This window comes from Actinomadura sp. NPDC047616 (genome assembly GCF_040642915.1).
Taxonomy (GTDB): domain Bacteria; phylum Actinomycetota; class Actinomycetes; order Streptosporangiales; family Streptosporangiaceae; genus Spirillospora; species Spirillospora miaoliensis.
Genome location: NZ_JBEYTB010000016.1, coordinates 58,748 through 77,977 on the forward strand (window position 1 = coordinate 58,748; position 19,230 = coordinate 77,977).

Below are 19,230 nucleotides of genomic sequence, written 5' to 3' on the forward strand. Positions count from 1 at the left end.
CGTCGCCGCGTCCGGGACGGACGGGACGCTCCGGATCACACTTCGTGCCCGGATAGGCGCGTTCCGGCCGGGTAATGGGCCTCGCGTGCTTGGAGCGGATCGTGTGACGGGTCGAGTGGACGAGGTGGTCCGGCGGGCGGCGGCGACGCCCGGCCGGTGGCACTACTGGCGGGGACGGCTGCACATCGTGGTCAAGGCCGTGCTGGCGTCCGTGCTGGCGTGGCTGGCGGCCCGGTACCTGATGGGGCATCGGCAGCCGTACTTCGCGCCGCTGGCGGCGTTGCTCGGCGTGTACCCGACGGTGGCGCGCTCGTTGCGCGAGAGCCTGGCGTACGCGGCCGGGTTCCTCGTCGGCGCGCTGCTGGCGATCCCTGTCGGGATGACGGTCGGGCCGAACCCGGCCGGCATCGCGGTGGTGGTGGCCGTCGCGCTGCTGGTGTCGAGCTGGCACGGGTTCGGGGACCAGGCGCCGCAGGTGCCGTTCACGGCGTTGTTCGCGCTGCTCGTCGGCGGGCACGAGGTCATGTCGTACGTGGTGCCGCGGCTGGGCGACGTGGGGGTGGGCCTGGCCGTGGGGCTGGCGGTCAACACGCTGGTCTTCCCGCCCCTGCACATCGGACGCGCCGACGCCGCCGTCCGGGACCTCAAGGAACAGCTGGCGTGCGCGCTGGAGGAGCTGGCGTCCCTGACCCGGCCGCCCGGCGCCGGCGACGCGGAGGACGGGTGGACCCGGTGGGGGGAACGCGAACGGCGGCTGCGCCACAGCCACCACGGCGCGTACCGGGCGTGCGAGCAGGGACGCGACAGCCTGCGCGCCAATCCCCGCGTCAAGCTGCGCCGGCGGCGGGCCGACGGGCACGGCGCCTGGCGGTCGCTGCGGCTGATGGACACCCTCGACCACACCGCCACGTACGTGCGCTCGATCGCCGACGCGCTGCGGGAGGCGTCGCGGACCGACCCGGACGGCGCGCTCCTCGACGCGCGTTTCCGGGACGGCTACGCCCGGCAGCTGGACATGCTGGCCGGGCTGGTGCGGAGCCTGCCCGACGGGTCGGGGGACGACGCGGCCGAGGCGCGCGGGCTGCAGCAGTGGCTGGAGCAGCCGTACCGCGGCGCGGGCACCGACGCGCCCGGCCTGTGGGACCCCCGCAAGGAGCTGCTGCGGCTGAGCGGCCTGCTGCTGGACAACGTCTGCACGCCTCCGACGTGACCCCGCGGCCGCGCCGGATGATCGCTCCGGACGGTCGGGCGTGGACGGCCAAATCACCATTGTTCGGACAACGCGCCGGGTACCCCGCGCGTGTCCGCATGTCACGCGCGGCCTCGGGTATGTGGCCGCACGGTCGGCCCCGGTCGGCCCCGGTCGGACCGGCACGGCCGGACCGGCCGGTGCGCCAGTGCGAAGGAGGTCCGTGTGAGAGCCAAGAACGCCGTCGTCGTGATCACCGGCGCGTCCAGCGGCATCGGCCGCGCCACCGCGCTGGCCTTCGCGGACAAGGGCGCGGCGGTGGTGCTGGCGGCCCGCCGCGGGCACGCGCTGGAGGAGGTCGCGGTCGAGTGCCGCCGGCGGGGCGGGCAGGCGCTGGTCGTGCCCACCGACGTCACCGACGACCGGTCGGTCGAGGAGCTGGCGCGGCGGGCCGCCGGCCGCTTCGGCCGCGTCGACATGTGGGTGAACGCGGCGGCGGTGTCGCTGTTCGGGCCGTTCGAGGACGTGCCGCTGGAGGACTTCCGCCGCGTCCTGGACGTCAACGTGATGGGCTACGTGCACGGTGCGCGGGCGGCGCTGCCGTACCTGCGCCGCGCCAGGCGGGGCGTGCTGGTGAACGTGTCGTCGGTGGCGGCGGTCGCGCCGCAGCCGTACTCGACCGCGTACACGATGTCCAAGGCCGCGGTGTCCGCACTGAGCGCCAGCATCCGCCAGGAGCTGCGGGTGCGGGGCGAGCACAAGGTGAAGGTGTGCACGGTGCTGCCCGCCACGATCGACACGCCGCTGTTCCAGCACGCGGCCAACTACACCGGCCGCCGGGTCGTGGCGATGCCGCCGGTGTACGCGCCCGAGAGCGTGGCGCGGGCGATCGTCGGGCTGCTGCGCTCGCCCGTCCCGGAGGTGGTGGTCGGCCGCGCCGGTCGCCTGGTGCGGCTGCAGGCCCGGCTGAACCGGCGGATGCTGGAGCGCGGCATGGCCCGGCAGGTGGACCGTCACCACCTGTCGCGCAAGGACCTGGCCCCGGCCACGTCGGGGATCGTGCACACGCCCACGGTCGACACCGGCTCGGTGCACGGCGGCTGGGACGGCGGCGGGCACGCGCTGCGCCGCGCCGCGGCCGTGACCGCCGTGGGCGCGGCCGCCGTGGCGGTGGCGGGACGGCTCGGGCAGGAGCGCGCGGGCACGCGGTAGAACCAAGGAGGCGGGGGTGGAGTTCGACATCGTCGTGGAGATCCCGAAGGGGTCGCGCAACAAGTACGAGATGGACCACGGGCTGGGACGCATCCGGCTCGACCGGCTGCTGTTCACCGCGACGCAGTATCCGGTCGACTACGGTTTCATCCCCGGCACGCGCGCCGAGGACGGGGACGCGCTGGACGCCATGGCGCTGCTGGAGGAGCCGACGTTCCCCGGCTGCCTGGTCTCGGTCCGGCCGCTCGGGGTGTTCTGGATGCTGGACGAGCAGGGACCGGACGCCAAGATCCTCACCGTGCCCGCGCGCGACCCCCGGTACGCGGAGCTGCGGGAGCTGGCCGACGTGCCCGCGCACGTGCTGGCCGAGATCGGCCACTTCTTCGACATCTACAAGGAGCTGGAGCCCTGCAAGGAGTCCGACGTGCGCGGCTGGCAGGACCGCGCGGCGGCCGAGCGGGAGGTCTCCGCGTCGTTCGACCGGGCGCACGCCCAGGACGGCCTGCGCGGCCGCACCGCCTCCGCGTCGTCGTGAGCGGCACGTCGGCGTGAGGGACGTGTGGTCCTGAGGGGCGGGTCGTCGTGGTGAGAAGGCGGGAGCGGGGGCTCACAGGTCGAGGGTGAGGCGGGCGCCGCGGGCGCGGGAGACGCAGATCATCATGATCTCGCCGGAGCGGCGTTCCTCGTCGGTGAGCACCGAGTCGCGGTGGTCCGGCTCGCCGTCGAGCACCTCGGTCTCGCAGGTGCCGCACGTGCCCTCCCGGCAGGACGACAGCACCTGGAGGCCCGCCTCCTCCACCACCTGCAGGATGGACTTGCCGGGCGGCACGGTCAGCGTCCTGCCGGAGCGCGCCAGCTCCACCTCGAACGACTCGCGCGGGCCGGTGTCGTCCTTGGGGGTGAAGCGTTCGACGTGCAGGGCGCCGGGCGGCCAGGCGGCGCAGCGCTCCTCCACCGCGGCCAGCAGCGGCTCGGGGCCGCAGCAGTACACCTTGGTGCGGTCGTCGGGCACGCCGAGCAGGGCGTCGAGATCGAGCAGGCCCGTCTCGTCCTGGGGACGGACGCTGACGCGGTCGCCGTACGCGCGTTCCAGGTCGGCGCGGAAGGCCATGGTCGCGCGCGTGCGGCCCCCGTACACGAGCCTCCAGTCGGCGCCGGACGCCTGGGCGGCGGCCAGCATCGGCACGATCGGCGTGATGCCGATGCCGCCCGCGATGAACAGGTAGCGGTCCGCCGCGACCAGCGGGAAGTGGTTGCGGGGGCCGCGGACCACCAGCCGGTCGCCTTCGGCCAGCCGTTCGTGCACGTGCCGGGAGCCGCCGCGGCCGTCCCGTTCCCGCAGCACCGCGATCCGCAGCACCGACCGGTCGGCGGGGTCGCCGCACAGCGAGTACTGGCGGACCAGGCCGGGGGCGAGCACCAGGTCGACGTGCGCGCCGGGTTCCCAGGAGGGGAACGGCTCGCCGTCCGGGCGGCGCAGCGTCAGCAGCACCACGTCGTCGGCGACGGGCCGCCTGCTCTCCAGGACGACGTCCAGGTCAACCTCGGTACGGGGAAGATCCTGCACGGGCATGCTCTGCTCTCCTTCGGCGCCGCCGGGGGCCGGGGGGACGGTCACCCGGAAGCTTCGGGCACGGCCCCCGGCGCGCAGAAGGCGCCTTTCCGGCGAACGGAAAGACACCGGACGAGCATGCGGCCCGTGGTCAGGCGGCCGAGGGCGTCCAGGCGGGGTCGCGTCCGGTGAGGCCGACGAGCCGGTCGAGCGGCGGGGCGGCGTCGGGCACGCGGACCGGCGGCCCGAAGGGGCTCTCGCCGTCGATCTGCCCGGCCATGCCGGTCAGCAGCGCCAGACAGGCCTCCACCTCGGCCGCCGCGGGCTCGTAGGGGCGGCCGATGGCGCGGGCCAGGTCCCAGCCGTGCACGACCAGCTCGTCCAGCGCGAACATGCCCGCCACCTCGCCGGGCAGCTTGACGCCCCCCGCCTGCGTCATGCCGGTCCAGGCGGCCGGGTCGCGCCAGGCGTCGGCGAGCGCGCCCAGCCGTTGGGGGATCTCGGTGCGCCAGGCGTCGCCGAGGCGGGAGGCGTCGCCGGACGGGCGGCCGTCGGTGCCCTCGCCGGCGCTCTTGGTCGCCGCGTAGGTGAATCCCAGCGCCAGCCCGCCGATGTGGTCGATCAGGTCGCCCACGGTGTACTCCGCGCAGGGCGTCGGGGCGGCGAGCCGGTCGTCGGGGGCGCCGGCGACCAGGTCGCCCAGGCGGCGGGCGGCCGGTCCGAGGTCGGGTGCGGCGTTCATGGGGATCGCTCCTCTGTTCGTTGCGGCGTCCGGGGCCGCCGTGACGCGCACGGCGCCCCCGGACCTCATCCTCACCGGAACAGACCTGGTGCGTCCCTGGAATTCATCGGCCGGTCAGCCGACGGTGCGCGCGGCCGGGCTGGGATCGTCGTCGTCGGCGTCGGAGCGCCCGGCGGAGCCTCCGTCAGAGCGCCCGTCCGAGCCTCCGTCGGAGCGTCCGAGGATGGGCGCGTCGTCGTCGATCGCCTTCTCGGGCCGGTGCTTGTGGCGCAGCTTGCGGGCGAGCGGCTCGGCGCCGCGGGCCAGCAGCGGCCCGGCGATCGCCAGGATCAGCACGTACGCGGCGGCCAGCGGCCCGAGCCGCGGGTTGATCCCGGCGGAGACGGCCAGCCCGGCGATGACGATGTTGAACTCGCCGCGCGGCACCAGCGCGGCCCCGGCGCGCAGCCGGCCGGTGGCGGCCACGCCCGCCTGGCGCGCGGCCAGCCAGCCGGTGGCCAGCTTGGTCGCGATCCCGGCCACGGCGAGCAGCGCGGCCACGCCGAGCACGGGCGGCAGCTCGGCCGGGTCGGTGTGCAGGCCGAAGAAGACGAAGAACACCGCGGCGAACAGGTCCCGCAGCGGCGTGAGCACCTCGCGCGCCGAGTGCGCCAGCGGCCCCGACAGTGCGATGCCCACCAGGAACGCGCCGACCGCCGCCGACACCTGCAGCTGCTGGGCCAGCCCGGCGACCAGCAGCGTCAGGCCGAGCACCTTCAGCAGCAGCACCTCGTCGGTGGGGCTGGCGACGAACCGCTCCACCAGGCGTCCCCAGCGCAGCGCGACGACCAGGATCACGGTGATGGTGGCGGCGGCGATCGCCAGAGTGGTGGCCCCGGCCACCAGCCCGGCCCCGGCCAGCAGCGTGGTGAGGATGGGCAGGTAGGCGGCCATCGCCAGGTCCTCGAAGACCAGCACCGACAGCACCCTGGGGGTCTCCCGGTTGCCCAGCCAGCCCAGGTCGCCCATCACCTTGGCGGTGATGCCGGAGGAGGTGACGTAGGTGACGCCGCCCATGACGACGGCCGCGACCGGGCCCCAGCCGAGCAGCAGCGCCGCCACCACGCCGGGCGCGGCGTTCAGCACCAGGTCGGCCAGCCCGACCGGCGCCGAGGTGCGCAGCGTGCCGACCAGCTCGCCGGCGGTGTACTCCAGGCCGAGGGTGAACAGCAGCAGGATCACCCCGACCTCGGCGCCGATGGAGACGAACTCCTCGCTGGTCGTCAGCGGCAGCACGCCGCCGGAGCCGAACGCCAGCCCGGCCACCAGGTACAGCGGGATCGCCGAGATCGAGAACCGCACGGCCACGGCGCCCAGCAGGCCGAGGGCCAGGATGATCGCACCGAGTTCGATGAGCTGAACGGCAGAGTGCATCCCCGCCTCACCCGCTCGCCAGGATCTCGGCGACGGCGGCGGTGCCCTCCGCGGTGCCGACCACGACGACGGTGTCGCCCTCGTGGAAGACGAAGTGGGGGCGGGGGCTGGCGTGCACGCGGCCCTCGCGCACCACGGCGACGATGGACGCGCCGGTGCGGGTGCGCGCCTGGGTGTCGGCGAGCGGGCGCCCGTCGAACGGCGAGCCCGCGGCGATCGGGAACTGCTCGGTGACCAGGCCCTCCACCTCGCGGTGCAGCTCGGCCAGGCGCTCCACGACCCGGCCCGAGCCGAGCAGCTCGGCCAGCGCGTTGGCCTCCTCGCCGGTCAGCGCGACCGACACCACGCAGGTGTCCGGGTCCTCCTTGTCGTAGATGACGAGGTCACGTCGGTCGGTGCGGTGCGTCACCACCCCGATCTGGCGGCCGCGGCTGGTGGTGAGCACGTGCCGCAACCCGATCCCCGGCAGTGTCGTCCGTTCGACGTCCATGACCTCTCCCTCTGCGCCCGTCCGCTCGGCCCCCGTCACGGGCCCGGACCTGCGGACATGTGCCCGCAATATGATCGTTTGACCCATGCGCATGGTAGTGCACCATGCGCACGGTCTGTAACGATCCGCCACCCTAGGGGGCGAAGAGACGCTCTAGAGGGATTGGTGTGCTCTAGGGGAGAAAGTCCGCTCTCGTCGTGCTCACCGGCGGCCGTGGTAGTGCGGCGCGTCCAGCGGCGGCACGGGGAAGCCGGCCGCGGCGGGCGGGACGAGTTCGGCGCCGGCGCGCGCCGGCGGCTCCCCGCGGCCCCGCAGCACCTCCCACACGAACGTGACGACCAGCACGGCTCCCGCGGCGAACGCCGTGATCAGCATGATCCGCCCGGTGTCGTAGCCCTCGTTGCGGAACGCCCGGATGGTCGCGACCACGAGGATCCACCCCAGGGAGAACGGCATCAGCACCTTCCAGCCGAGCTTCATCAGCTGGTCGTAGCGGACCCGAGGCAGGGTGCCGCGCAGCCAGATGAAGAAGAAGATGAACCCCCACACCTTGACCAGGAACCACAGCAGCGGCCACCAGCCCTGGTTGGCGCCCTCCCACACCGTGGAGATCGGCGCGGGCGCGCGCCAGCCGCCCAGGAACAGCGTGGTGCACAGCGCCGACAGCGTGGTCAGGCTGACGTACTCGGCGAGGAAGAACATCGCGAACTTCAGCGACGAGTACTCGGTGTGAACGCCGCCGACGATCTCCCCCTCGCCCTCGGGCAGGTCGAAGGGAATGCGTCCCGACTCGCCCATCATCGTGATCACGTAGACGGCGAACGAGGGGAACAGCAGCACCACGTACCAGGTGCCCGACTGCGCCGCCACGATCTCGGACGTGGACATCGTCCCGGCGAACAGGAACACCGCCACGAACGACAGCGCCATCGCGATCTCGTAGGAGATGACCTGGGCGGTGCTGCGCAGCCCGCCCAGCAGCGCGTACGGCGACATCGACGACCAGCCCATCAGCACCCCGCCGTACACGCCCAGCGAGGCGGTGGCCAGCACCAGCAGCACCGCCACCGGCAGGTCGGTGAGCTGCAGCGGCGTGCGGTGGCCGAAGACCGACACCATCGGCCCCAGCGGGATGACGGAGAACGCCACGAACGCCGGCGCGGTCACGATGACCGGCGCCAGCACGAACACCACCCGGTCGACGCGGCGCGGGACGATGTCCTCCTTGAGCGCCAGCTTCAACGCGTCGGCCAGGCCCTGCAGCAGGCCGAACGGCCCGGCGCGGTTCGGCCCGACGCGCAGCTGCATCCGGCCGATGACGCGCCGCTCGACCCACATCGTCAGCAGCACCGTCAGCAGGAGCAGCGCGAAGACGGCTACGGCCTTGCCGCCGACCAGCCACCACGGGTCCTTGCCGAAGTCGTTCAGTGTGGGGTCGGCCGCCAGTGCCGCCCCGCCGGTCAGTTCCCCCATATTCGCGCGCCCCCTGGGTTTCCGCTCGACGATGACGGCGGGTCAGTAGACCCGCGGGCGCCTACTCGCCGCCTACGTGTCGCCTAAGGGCTGCTTTCGCGGCGGATCTGGCGTAGAAAGAACCGCATGGAGTTCCGGGTGCTGGGGCCCCTGCAGGTCGTGCGCGACGGCCGGGAGATCCCGCTGACCTCGGGACGGCAGCGCACCGTGCTGGCCTGCCTGCTGCTGCGCGCCGGGCGGCTCGTCCCCGTCACGACGCTCATCGACCGGCTGTGGGGCGACGACCCGCCGTCGGACGCGCGCGGCACGCTGCAGGTGCACGTGCTGCGGCTGCGTCGCGCGCTGGACGACCCCACGGTCATCGGCACCAGGCCCGACGGCTACCTCATCACCGCCGGGCCGGACGACCTGCGGCGTTTCGACGAGCTGACCGCGCGGGCCGAGCGGGCGCGACGCGACGGCGATCCGGCGGCCGCGCTGAAGGCGCTGCGGGACGCGACGTCGCTGTGGCGCGGCCCGATCCTGGCGGACGTGGCGTCGGCGTCACTGCACACCGAGGACGTCCCGCAGCTCACCGAGCGTTGCATGAAGGCGGTCGAACGGCGCTACGAGCTGGAACTGCTGCTGGGCCAGCACGAGACGGCGGTCGCCGGGCTGCGGACGCTGACGGCGGCCAACCCCCATCGCGAACCGCTGCACGTGCTGCTGATGCGGGCGCTGTACCGGTCGGGACGCCAAGCCGAGGCGCTCGCGGTGTACGACCGGGCGGCGGCCGTCTTGCGCGACGACCTGGGCCTGGACCCCGGTGACGAACTGCAGCGGGCACGGCAGGCGATCCTCACCCGCACCGACACGCCCGCACGCACCGACACCGCGGCGCCGCCCGCCGTCGCGTGGCGCCGCCTGTGCCAGCTGCCCTCCCCCGCCGCTGACTTCGTGGGACGCGAGGGAGAGCTGGCCCGGCTGGGCGACCTGCTGGACGGCGACGGGCCCGGCGTGCCGGTGGTGACCGTGACGGGGCAGAGCGGCGTCGGCAAGACCGCCCTGGCCGTGCACGCCGCGCACCGGCTGCGGGACCGCTTCCCCGACGCCCAGCTCTACGCCTCGCTGACCGGCCGCGACGCCGCCGAGGCGGCCGGCGACCTCCTTCGCGCGCTGGGCGTCCCGGCCGCGGAAATGCCCGGCGGGCTGCAGGCACGGGCGGCGATGCTGCGGGGCCGACTCGCCGACCGGCGCGTCCTACTCGTGCTGGACGACGTCGCCGCAGCCGCGCAGGTGGAGGCGCTGCTGCCGGGTACGCGCGGGTCGGCGGTCCTGGTGACCAGCAGGCGCCTGCTGACGGGCCTGCCGGGCAACCGGATCGTGCGGCTCGGCCCGTTCACGGGGGACGAGGCGGACGCGCTGCTGCGCCGCCTGATCGGGGACGCCCGGGTGGCGGCCGAACCGCGGGCGGCCCGCCGCGTCGCCGCGGCCTGCGGGCATCTGCCGCTGGCGCTGCGGATCGCGGGTGCCCGGCTGGCGGTCCTGCCCTCGACGCGGCTGGACGCGTTCGCCCGCCGCCTGGAGGACCACCGCCGGCGCCTGGACGAGCTGGCCCTGGGCGGCCTGGAGGTGCGGGCCGGGCTGCGCGCCGGGCACGGCGCGCTGGACGCCCCGGCCCGCCGGGCGTTCGAACGGCTCGGGCTGCTCGCGAACGCGGACGTCCCCGGATGGCTGCTGCGGCTGCTGGTCGACGGCGACGAGCCGCGCGCCCTGGAGTCACTGGTCGACGCGAACCTGCTGCACTCCGGCGGAGCGGACCCGGCCGGCGAGCCCCGCTACCGCCTGCCCGCACTGACCGCCGACTTCGCCGCCGAGCTGGCCGGCCCCCCGCGCGCACCCGGCAACCGCGCCGCGCTCGCCAGGGTCGTGCGCGCCCTGGCGGGCACGGCGGCCGCCGCGCGCGACACGCGGGCGCGCTCCTCCAACGACCTTCCCGTCGACGACCCCGTGCCTCTCCCCCGTCGCGAGGCACCGATGACCGGCGACCCGATCGTGTGGCTGGCCGCGCACCGCGCGCTGCTGGGGCAGGTGGTGGAGCAGGCGTGCGCGGCCGGGCTGCTGGAGGAGGCGGCACGGCTGGTGGACCTGGTGGTGCCGCTGCTGCACCGGCAGGTCGCCGCCGCGTCCCTGCGGCGGCTGCGCGAGGCGGTGCGCGACGCCGCCCGCGCCGCGGGCCACGAACCGATCATGTGGCGGGAGGAGTACGGGCTGGGCATCCTCAGCCTGTACGCCGCGCCGCACGCGACGACGGCCGGGACGTGGGCCGCGTGCGCCGAGGCGTTCGAACGGCTCGGCATGACCCGCGAGCTCACCTACGCGCTCAGCACGTTCACCTTCGTGCGCGTCACCGCCCCCGCGCCGGGCGACGCGACGGCGCCCGAGCCGTCCGCCCTGGCTGCGCGGGCGCTGCGGCTGGCACGCGCGAGCGAGGACCATCACGCCGAGATCATCGCGCTCGCCGCCCGCGCCGACGCGCTGGCCGCGTCGGGACGCGACCGGGACGGGCTCACCACCGCCCGCACCGCGCTGCGGGTCGCGCGCACGCTGCGCGAACCTCATTTCGAGGCGACCGCGCTCAGCCGCGTGTCCCGGTGCTCGCTGACGCTCGGCGACGTGGACGGCGCGGCCGAGGCGTGCACGCGGGCCATGCGGCTGCTGGACGACCTGCACGACCGGCGCAGCGCGGCGTGGCTGCTCAGGGAGTCGGCGTGCATCGCGCAGGCGCGGGGACGGCGCGGCGAGGCGATCGGGCTGGCCGAGCGCGCGGCGGCGCAGTTCCTGGCCCTCGGCGACCGGCACGGCCACGCCGCCGCGTCCGCCACGCTGGCCGACCTGTCGTCGCGGCGCGGTCAGCGGTTCGCGCCCCACGCGTAGCAGCCCAGCGCCATCAGCAGGACACCGGCGCCGCTGAACACGGTGCGGACGGTGTTCCAGGTCGTCCAGCGCCCGGAGTAGTCCGCCCAGACCCGGGCGGCCTCGGCCGGATCGGAGGGGATCGTCGTGACGTCCAGGGCGTTGTTCATCGGCACGTTGACGACCACCGTCGGCAACAGCGCGCCCAGCACGTAGACGGCGGCGGCCGCCAGGAAGAGCAGGCCGGCCGAGCGCTGTCCGGCGGTCAGCAGCAGCACGCCCGCCGCCGCGGCCGCGACCGGCGCGAGCAGGAACGCCGCCAGGAACACCGGGTTCTGGATGCGCTGGTTGACGCCCTGCATCGCGTCGATCGCCGCGGACGCGCGCGCGGCGTCCAGCCCGGGCATCACCCCGACCGAGAAGCCGAAGAAGGTCCCGGCCGTCCCGGCGGTCATCAGGATCGACAGGGCCGCCGACACGGCCGCCAGGGTGGTCTTCACGATCTCGCTCCCCTCTGGCCGGCGGCCCCGCGCCGCCGTGCGTCACCGAGTCAACCGGCGCGGCGGGCGCGGCGACATCGCCGAGACGCTCGACGGCATACGCGCGCGTCCACGCGCGCCGGGACCGGCCTCAGGAGCCGTTCTCCTTCCTGACGGTGTCGAAGGCGAGATCACGCCAGTCGGCCGGCACCTTCTTGATGACGCCGATCTCCTTCATGAACGCGGCGATCTTCACCAGGCCGTGCGGGGTGGTGGTGAACTCGATGCCCTCGTGCGTCAGGTACTTCTCGTACCGGTCGGCGGTGATCCTGCCCTTCTCGGCGTCGGCGAGGATCTTCGCGGCCTCGGCGGGCTGCTCGGCGATGAAGGCGTTGGCGCGGGCGATGGTCTTGTGCACCGCGGCGAGGACGTCCGGGTTCTTCTCGGCGTACTCCTCCGTCGCGGCCATCACGTTGAAGCCGTGCGCACCGAAGAGGTCGTAGCTGTCCACCAGTTTGCGGGCCCCCTGTTCCACGGCCTGGAACTGGAACGGCGGCGAGGTGTAGGCGGCGGCGATCTGCCCGCCGAGCAGCGCCTCGAGCGCCTCGGGATGGGCCATGGTGGCGATGTTCTTGTCCAGCGCGTGCGGGTCGCCGAGCTGCTGCTGGGCGGCCTTCTGCAACATGACCGACTGGATGGAACCCGGTTGCACGGCGGCGATCTGGTCGCCCTGCCGGAAGTCGCGCAGGCTCCTGAACCGGGGGTTCTTGGCCACCAGCCAGAGCGGCATGTCGTTCAGGGAGGAGACGATCTTCCAGGGGACGCCCGCGTCCCAGCCGATGAGCAGCGGGCCGAGACCGGTCGAGCCGAGCTGGAGCTTGCCCGACAGCAGCGCGTCGCGGGTGGTCCCGCCCCCGGCGATGACCTTCCAGCTGATCGTGCGGCCGGGGAGTTCCTGTTCGAGCCACCGCTTGGCCTGGATGACGGTGAACGCGGCGTAGCTGATCCCGTTGCCGATCGCGATGCCGATCTCCTTGCCGGATCCGCCCGACCCGCCGCCGCACGCGGCCGACAGCGCCGCGGCGCCCGCGCCGAGGGCGCCGAGACGCAGGACCTGGCGGCGGCTGTAGATGTTCGAGGTCATATCGCTGCGCCTTCCTTCATGCCCCAGCGGGTCACCGTGCGCCGCTCGATCCAGCCGAAGACCAGGTCGAAGGCGATGCCGATGACGGCGATCGTCACCAGTCCGGCGAACACGTCCGGGATTCGTGCGAAGTAACGGGAGTTGTTGATGAAGAAACCGAGACCGCCGTGCGCGCCCGCGACGCCGAACACCAGCTCGGCGGCGATGATCGTGCGCCAGCCGAACGCCCAGCCGGTCTTGAGTCCGGCGATGGCGTGCGGCAGGGCGGCCGGCATCAGGACGTCGCGAGTGAGCCGCCAGCCGCGCAGGCCCAGGTTGCGGCCGACCATCGTGACCGTGGCGGGGACCGTGCGGAACCCCATGCTGACGTTGACGGTCATGGGCCACAGCACGGCGTTCGCAGTGACGAAGACCAGCGCCGAGTCCGTCAGCCCGAACCACAGGATCGCCAGCGGCAGGATCGCCACCGACGGCAGCGGGTTGATCATGGAGGTCAGCAGGGTCAGGACGTCGTCGCCGACCCTGGTGGTCGTCGCCAGCACGGTGAGGACGACGGTGAGCGCGATGCCGATGCCCATGCCGGTCAGCAGCAGCCGCATGGTCGTCGCGGTGGCCACGGCGAGGTCGCCGCTCGCCCAGCCGCGTGCGAACGCCTCCGCCACGTCCGCCGGGCCGGCGAACACGAACCGGCTGACTCCCGACAGGGACGCGTAGGCCTGCCAGATCGCGACCAGTGCCGCGAACAGGACGGCGCGCCGTGACCAGGTCGGCAGGCGCGACCAGGGCCCGCTGCCGCGGTCGGGGCCGGCGGGCCGCGCGCCGGCCGGCGTGTCGGTCGATGCGTCGGTCGATGTGTCAGTCGATGAAGGCACGGTCGAGGTCCTCTCCCTCCTCGGCGAGCAACGCGCGCAGGGTGCGCCGGGCGTCGGCGAAGCCGGGGGTGTCCGGCCGGTCCAGGTCGCCGACGTCGACGATGCGCTCGACGTGCGACGGGCGGCCCGCGAGCACGACCACACGGTCGCCGAGCAGGATCGCCTCGTCGATGCTGTGGGTGACGAACAGCAGGGTCACCTGGGTGCGCGCCGCGATGTCGGCCAGCTCGCGCTGCAGACGTCCCCGGGTCTGGGCGTCCAGCGCGCCGAACGGCTCGTCCATGAGCAGCATCAGCGGATCGATGGCCAGCGCCCGGGCGATGGCCACCCGTTGTTTCATCCCGCCGGAGAGCTGGTGCGGGTAGCTGTCGAGCACCGCCTGCAGTCCCATGAGCTCCAGGTGCTCGACGGCCTTGCGCCTGGCGCGGTCGCGGTCGACCCCCGTCACCCGCAACGGGTAGGCGACGTTGCCGAGGACGGTGCGCCAGGGGAACAACTGGTCGAACTCCTGGAACACGACGGCGCGGTCGGGACCCGGTTCCGGTGCCTCCCGGCCGTCGACGACGATGCGGCCCGCCGACGGACGCAGGAATCCGGCGATCGCCTTGAGGATCGTGGACTTCCCGCAGCCGGAGGGGCCGAGCAGCATCACCTTCTCGCCGCGCCGGACCTCGAAGCTCGCCTCCCCCACCGCGGGCAGGTACCGCCCCTGCCGCCGATAGCCGATCGCGACCCGGTCGACGAGCAGCAAGGCCGTGTCGTCGCGGACGCCGGCGGCTGTCGCGTCATCGCCCACCGCACTCCTCCCCATAAAAGCAACTAATCTCACTGGGAAAATAGGAAATCATCATGCCGCCTCCATGGCCCTCTCCATGCCGGCTGGACCCCGATCGCCCGGTCAGGCCGGTTCCGGGGACGGTGGAATGACCTCGGCGTCCACCGGCACCGTCTGCGGGTACTTCAGCCCCGCGCCGGTGTTCAGCACGACGACCTGGTCGTCCTCGGCGAGCCAGCCCGACTCGCGCAGCTTGCGGGCGGCCGTGAAGGCGGCCGCCCCCTCCGGGCACACGAAGGCGCCCTCCAGAGCCGCGACCGTGCGCAGATCGGCCAGCAGTTCGTCGTCGGTGACACTGATCGCGGTCCCCGAGGTCTCGGCCAGCGCGTCCAGGATGAGGAAGTCCCCCAGCGGCCGGGGCACGTTGATGCCGAACGCGACCGTGCGCGCACCGGACCAGAACTCGCTCTCCCGTTCGCCGCGCTCGAACGCGCGCACGATCGGCGCGCACCCGGCGGCCTGGACCGCGACCAGGCGAGGCGGCGCGCCGGTGATCCACCCCAGCTCCGCCAGCTCGGACAGCGCCTTGTGGATGCCGATCAGGCCCACGCCGCCGCCGGTCGGATAGATGATCACATCGGGCGGCCGCCAGCCGAGCTGCTCGACGATCTCCAGGCCCATGGTCTTCTTGCCCTCGATGCGGTACGGCTCCTTGAGGGTCGAGGCGTCGAAGACCTCCCCCTGCTCGCGCGCCACCAGCTCGCCGACCATCCGCCCGGCGTCGCTGATCAGGCCGTCCACCACGTGCAGGTCCGCCCCCGCGGCCACGCATTCGCGCCGGGTGATCCGCGGTGCGTCGGCCGGCATGACGACGGTGGTGGTCAGGCCGGCGCGGGCCCCGTACACCGACCAGGCGGCGCCGGCGTTGCCGTTGGTGGGCATCGCCAGCCGCTTGATGCCGAGCTCGGCCGCGCGCGAGACACCGACGGCGGCGCCCCTGGCCTTGAACGAACCGGTGGGGACCAGTCCCTCGTCCTTCATCAGCAGACCCGGCAGGCCGATGCGCTCGCCGTAGCGGGGCATCGGCAGCAACGGCGTCATGCCCTCGCCGAGCGTCACCACCGCGTCGGCGCGGCCGACGGGCAGCAGCTCGTGGTACCGCCACAGGTCGGGCGGCCGGCGGGCGAGATCCGCCGGACGCACCGCCGCCCGGACCGCGGCCAGGTCGTACCGGGCGAGCAGCGGCGATCCGCACGTCCGGCACAGGTTCTGCGGCCGGTCGGCGGCGTGGTCCGCGCCGCACCGCCCGCACTCCAGATGGGACAGCTGACTGAAGCTCACGGGCTCTCCTTCTCCGGCGCGCGGATGGCACGCTCCAATATGTCGGCGGCGATGCCGAGGCACGCCTCGTCGATGTCGAAGGCGGGGCTGTGGTGCGGCGCGGGACTGGAGGCCCCGGCCACCAGGAACGTCGCGCGGCCGCCCTGTTCCTGGACCGCCCGCATCAGGAACGTGGCGTCGTCGCTGGCACCGAACCGGTGATCGGTGTGGACGCGCGTGACCGCGGGCAGCGAACGGGCCGCCGCGGCGATCGCGCGCACCGCGGCCGGGTCGCAGGCCGCCGTCGTGGCGGCGCCGATCCGCTCGATCCGCACACCGACCTCGTGAGCGGCACCCGCGGCCGTCAGCACGGCGCGGGCTCGGCGTTCCAGCTCGTCGCAGACGTCCCCGGCGGTGGCCCGCAGTTCCAGCAGCAGTTCGGCGTCGGCCGCGACGATGTTGGGGGCCGTCCCGGCGCGCAGCATCCCGACGTTCACCCGCGTGTCGGCGGCGGCGAACCGGGGCAGCGCGTGCAGGCCCAATGCCGCCTGGGCGGCGGCGAGCAGGGCGTTGCGCCCCTCCTCGGGAGCGTGCGCGGCGTGGGCCTGACGTCCGGCGAAGGCCACCCGCAGCTTGGCGTTGGCGAAGAAGCCGGAGGTGCCCGCGGCGACCTCGCCGGCCGGCAGCCCGAGTCCGAGGTGCAACGCGTACAGGCGGTCGACTCCCGCGACGGCGCCCGCGCCGAGCATCGCGCGGGCTCCCCGCCCGCCCTCCTCGGCGGGCTGGAACAGCAACCGGACCCGCCCGGGGAAACCGCCCGTCGCCAACCGCCGCGCCAGTTCGAGGCCCACCGCGATGTGCCCGTCGTGGCCGCAGGCGTGCATGACCTCGGGGTCGCGTGAGGCGAACCCCTCCCGTGCCGGCGCGTGGCGGGGCTCGGCGGACTCCGCCAAGGGCAGCGCGTCGATGTCGACCCGTACGGCGGTCACCGGACCGGGGACACCGCCGTCGAGCTCGGCGACCACCGCGGTGTGCCCCTCGCGCACGACCCGCAGCTCATCGTCGTCCGCTCCCCACGCCCGCGCCCGCTCCACCGCACGCGCGAGCTCCCGCGGGCCGGGCAACGCCGGGACGCCGGACAGGTCGATGGCGTCCGCGCCGGTGAGCACCCGGTATCCCAGCCGGCGGAGCTCCGCCGCGATCGTGACCGACGTCCAGAACTCGGTGAACGCGGTCTCCGGATGCGCGTGGAAGAGGCGCCGCAGACCGACCACGTCCCGCCCCCCGACTGCTATCCCACCATTCATACCGGAAAAGCATATGATCTCTCCGGTGCCGTTCGCATCGGCGGCCCCCGCGGGCGACGAGTTCTTCGCCTGGCCGAGACCTTGTTCTCCGGCGTCTACGCTTGCCCGCATGGACGCGCTCACCGACCTGCTCGACGGCCCCCGGGCCAAGGGGGCCTTCATGCTGCGGGCCGTGCTGGACCCGCCGTGGTCGATGCGCGTTGAGGACCGGGCGCCGCTGTGCGCGGTGGCGGTGGTGCGGGGCGAGGCGTGGATCGCGTCCGACGACCGGCGGCCCCTGCGGGCGGGCCCCGGCGACGTGGTGATCGCCCGCGGCCCCGACCCGTACGTGGTGGCCGACGATCCCGCCACCCCGCCGCAGGTGATCATCCATCCCGGCGGGCGGTGCACGACCCTGTACGGGGAGCCTCTGCGCGAGACGATGGCGCTGGGCGTGCGCACGTGGGGCAACAGCGCGGACGGCGCCACGTCCATGCTGATCGGGACGTACCAGATGCGCGGCGAGATCACCGGGCGGCTGCTGGCCGCGCTGCCGCCGCTGCTGGTGTGGCCCGAGGGCGGCGCGCTGGTGCCGCTGCTCGGCGAGGAGATCGCCAGGGACGCGCCCGGCCAGGAGGTCGTCCTGGACCGGCTGCTGGACCTGCTGGTCATCGCGGTGCTGCGCGGCTGGTTCGCCCGTCCCGGCGCCGAGGCGCCGGGCTGGTACCGGGCGCACGGCGACCCCGTGGTGGGGCCCGCGCTGCGGCTGCTGCACGACGACCCCGCGCACCCGTGGACGGTGGCCGCGCTGGCCGCGAAGGTGGGGGTGTCGCGGGCGGCGCTGGCGGGACGGTTCACCCGGCTGGTCGGCGAGCCGCCCATGGCGTACCTGACCGGGCTGCGGCTGGCCGGCGCCGCCGACCTGCTGCGCGACACCGACGCGACGGTCGAGGCGATCGCCCGCCGCGTCGGCTACGGCACCGCGTTCGCGCTGAGCGCCGCGTTCAAGCGCGAACGCGGCGTCAGCCCGCAGGAGTTCCGCGCCCGCTCAGCCGATCACCTGGGGACGTAGAGGCGGACGTCGTCGACCTGCGCGCTGCCCTCGTAGAAGTTCATGTGCGGGTCGCCGATGATGAAGTGGTCGGGGTAGGCCGACCCGGCGGGCCAGGTGTCGCGGTCGACGTGCGTGCCGCCCGGGCCGGGCCAGGTCCATTCGCCGTCGAAGCGGCCGTCGTACTCCTCGGGCCGCTGGTTGTAGTGCCAGATCGGCTCGCCGTCCTGCACGAACGCGCGCGTGTAGCGGAACGTGGCCCGGCCGACGCGGGCGAACACTCCCGACATCTCCATGGTGTACGCGCCGTCGCGCCGTTCGATGGCGAAGCGGTAGCTCTCGTCCGGCAGCAGTTCGGGCCGCAGGTCCACCTGGGAGACGATGGCGCCGCCCTTGGCGAACCCGCACTCGCTGTGCATGAGGTACTCGGTGCCGGGCTGGTTGGTGTAGCGGCGGTCGTCGGTCATGAAGATGGCGTTGACGCCGTTGCCGGTGCCCGCCGGGTACGGCTCGTACTGGCCCGTGGCGGGGTTGCAGTAGCGCAGCCCGGACCCGGTGTACTTGTAGCGGTTGTAGGAGTCCATCGCCACCTTGCGGTGGACGTGGATGAAGATGTTGTTGTGCGGCGCCGGGCGGTCGTAGTCCATGATGCCCAGGTAGTAGAAACCGTTGGCGTCGCTGCGCACGTCCAGCCACGAGCATTCGGGCCGGGAGAAGTCGCCGCCCGACGCCCAGGGGAAGTTCGTCTTGCAGCCGTCGGGCGAGTACCCGTTGATGCGGCCGTCGGGATAGTCCCAGGAGCCGCCGCGCTGCCCGCCGAAGTCCAGGCCGCGCAGCGTCATCTCCACCCGGTACTCGGCGGGCAGGGCGCGGGACGAGCGGATGACGACGCCGCCCTTGTGGTTGGGCTCGCCCATGTGCGCCACGCCGTCGCGCGCGGTGAGGGTGGGTGCGCCGTCGGGGCGTCCGTCGCCGTCGTCGTCGCGGCCCGCCAGTTCGGCGGTGAGCCAGCCGCGCGTGCCGAACGCGAACGACTTGCGGTAGGTGCGGACCTTGGCCAGCTGCTCGCGGAACGCGGGGCCGCCCACGGCGTCGAAGAACGCGCCGTCGTTGTCGTACTCGTCGACGTCGTAGGGGCTGCCGGGGCCGTCGTCGTCGCGGAACCAGGCCGCTTTCCGGTCGTCGAGGGGACGGTTGAACCCCTCGGCCGCGACCAGCCGCCACCCGTCCCGCGCCACCGGCCCCTCAGCGGTCGCCGGTTGCGCCATCGTCGCCGTCACCATCAGCGGCAGCGTGATCGCCGCCGTCCTCCGCAGGACCGCCTTCATCGCCGTCCC

Annotated in this window: 17 protein-coding genes; 5 read left to right on the forward strand and 12 right to left on the reverse strand. The window is 74.0% G+C overall.

The genetic code is table 11. From position 1 onward, the window contains the following. The first annotated feature begins 103 nt into the window (after positions 1-103). From ABZ801_RS31665 to ABZ801_RS31675, 3 genes are all read left to right on the forward strand, one after another. On the forward strand, positions 104-1,210 hold the full coding sequence (locus tag ABZ801_RS31665; RefSeq protein ID WP_360704844.1) for an FUSC family protein: 1,107 nt from the start codon (positions 104-106) through the stop codon (positions 1,208-1,210). Positions 1,211-1,414: 204 nt separating this feature from the next. Continuing rightward, entirely contained in the window at positions 1,415-2,401 is a 987-nt protein-coding gene (locus ABZ801_RS31670; RefSeq protein WP_360704847.1) for an SDR family oxidoreductase, read from the forward strand. 16 nt (positions 2,402-2,417) lie between these two features. Further along, the gene (locus tag ABZ801_RS31675; RefSeq protein ID WP_360704849.1) at positions 2,418-2,936 is read left to right on the forward strand and encodes an inorganic diphosphatase; all 519 of its coding nucleotides are present in this window, start codon (positions 2,418-2,420) and stop codon (positions 2,934-2,936) included. Between the two features lie 72 nt (positions 2,937-3,008). On the opposite strand, the gene ABZ801_RS31680 is transcribed toward ABZ801_RS31675, so the two are convergent. From ABZ801_RS31680 to nuoH, 5 genes are all read right to left on the reverse strand, one after another. Then, a complete protein-coding gene (locus ABZ801_RS31680) occupies positions 3,009-3,974 on the reverse strand; it encodes a PDR/VanB family oxidoreductase (protein ID WP_360704852.1) in 966 nt (321 codons plus the stop codon). A 130-nt stretch (positions 3,975-4,104) separates the two neighbouring features. Continuing rightward, positions 4,105-4,695, reverse strand: a complete 591-nt coding sequence (locus ABZ801_RS31685) for a TIGR03086 family metal-binding protein (protein ID WP_360704855.1) — start codon at positions 4,693-4,695, stop codon at positions 4,105-4,107. 114 nt (positions 4,696-4,809) lie between these two features. Beyond that, positions 4,810-6,108: a cation:proton antiporter gene (locus tag ABZ801_RS31690; RefSeq protein WP_360704858.1), complete on the reverse strand. Its 1,299-nt coding sequence runs from the start codon at positions 6,106-6,108 to the stop codon at positions 4,810-4,812. Between the two features lie 7 nt (positions 6,109-6,115). Then, positions 6,116-6,598, reverse strand: coding sequence for a cation:proton antiporter regulatory subunit (locus ABZ801_RS31695; protein ID WP_344944026.1), 483 nt, complete (start codon positions 6,596-6,598; stop codon positions 6,116-6,118). Between the two features lie 201 nt (positions 6,599-6,799). Continuing rightward, complete coding sequence (nuoH, locus tag ABZ801_RS31700) at positions 6,800-8,071, reverse strand: NADH-quinone oxidoreductase subunit NuoH (protein WP_360704861.1); 1,272 nt, start codon at positions 8,069-8,071, stop codon at positions 6,800-6,802. Between the two features lie 126 nt (positions 8,072-8,197). Here nuoH and ABZ801_RS31705 point away from each other — a divergent pair, with 126 nt between their 5' ends. Next, the gene (locus ABZ801_RS31705) at positions 8,198-10,987 is read left to right on the forward strand and encodes a BTAD domain-containing putative transcriptional regulator (RefSeq protein ID WP_360704863.1); all 2,790 of its coding nucleotides are present in this window, start codon (positions 8,198-8,200) and stop codon (positions 10,985-10,987) included. Here the strand turns inward: ABZ801_RS31705 and ABZ801_RS31710 are convergent. The 6 genes from ABZ801_RS31710 to ABZ801_RS31735 all read right to left on the reverse strand — a co-directional run bounded on the left by ABZ801_RS31710 (position 10,963) and on the right by ABZ801_RS31735 (position 16,830). After that, positions 10,963-11,466 carry an anthrone oxygenase family protein gene (locus ABZ801_RS31710; RefSeq protein WP_360704866.1) on the reverse strand — a complete coding sequence of 168 codons (504 nt, stop codon included), beginning with the start codon at positions 11,464-11,466 and terminating at the stop codon, positions 10,963-10,965. The two genes, ABZ801_RS31705 and ABZ801_RS31710, sit on opposite strands and share 25 nt — an antisense overlap. A 130-nt stretch (positions 11,467-11,596) precedes the next feature. Next, positions 11,597-12,589 (reverse strand): ABC transporter substrate-binding protein, encoded by a 993-nt coding sequence (locus tag ABZ801_RS31715; protein ID WP_360704869.1) that lies wholly within the window; start codon positions 12,587-12,589, stop codon positions 11,597-11,599. Next, positions 12,586-13,461 (reverse strand): ABC transporter permease, encoded by an 876-nt coding sequence (locus ABZ801_RS31720; RefSeq protein WP_360704872.1) that lies wholly within the window; start codon positions 13,459-13,461, stop codon positions 12,586-12,588. Before ABZ801_RS31720 ends, ABZ801_RS31715 begins: the two co-directional genes overlap by 4 nt. Continuing rightward, the gene (locus ABZ801_RS31725; protein WP_360704874.1) at positions 13,445-14,257 is read right to left on the reverse strand and encodes an ABC transporter ATP-binding protein; all 813 of its coding nucleotides are present in this window, start codon (positions 14,255-14,257) and stop codon (positions 13,445-13,447) included. Before ABZ801_RS31725 ends, ABZ801_RS31720 begins: the two co-directional genes overlap by 17 nt. 102 nt (positions 14,258-14,359) lie before the next feature. Then, a complete protein-coding gene (locus ABZ801_RS31730; protein WP_360704877.1) occupies positions 14,360-15,577 on the reverse strand; it encodes a threonine synthase in 1,218 nt (405 codons plus the stop codon). After that, entirely contained in the window at positions 15,574-16,830 is a 1,257-nt protein-coding gene (locus ABZ801_RS31735) for an amidohydrolase (protein ID WP_360704880.1), read from the reverse strand. The genes ABZ801_RS31730 and ABZ801_RS31735 overlap by 4 nt, the downstream gene beginning before the upstream one ends. Before the next feature lie 142 nt (positions 16,831-16,972). Between ABZ801_RS31735 and ABZ801_RS31740 the strand changes: the two genes are divergently transcribed. Beyond that, a complete protein-coding gene (locus ABZ801_RS31740) occupies positions 16,973-17,914 on the forward strand; it encodes an AraC family transcriptional regulator (RefSeq protein ID WP_360704883.1) in 942 nt (313 codons plus the stop codon). Here ABZ801_RS31740 and ABZ801_RS31745 read toward each other — a convergent pair. After that, positions 17,899-19,221, reverse strand: coding sequence for a hypothetical protein (locus tag ABZ801_RS31745; RefSeq protein ID WP_360704886.1), 1,323 nt, complete (start codon positions 19,219-19,221; stop codon positions 17,899-17,901). The two genes, ABZ801_RS31740 and ABZ801_RS31745, sit on opposite strands and share 16 nt — an antisense overlap. Between the last annotated feature and the right edge of the window lie 9 nt (positions 19,222-19,230).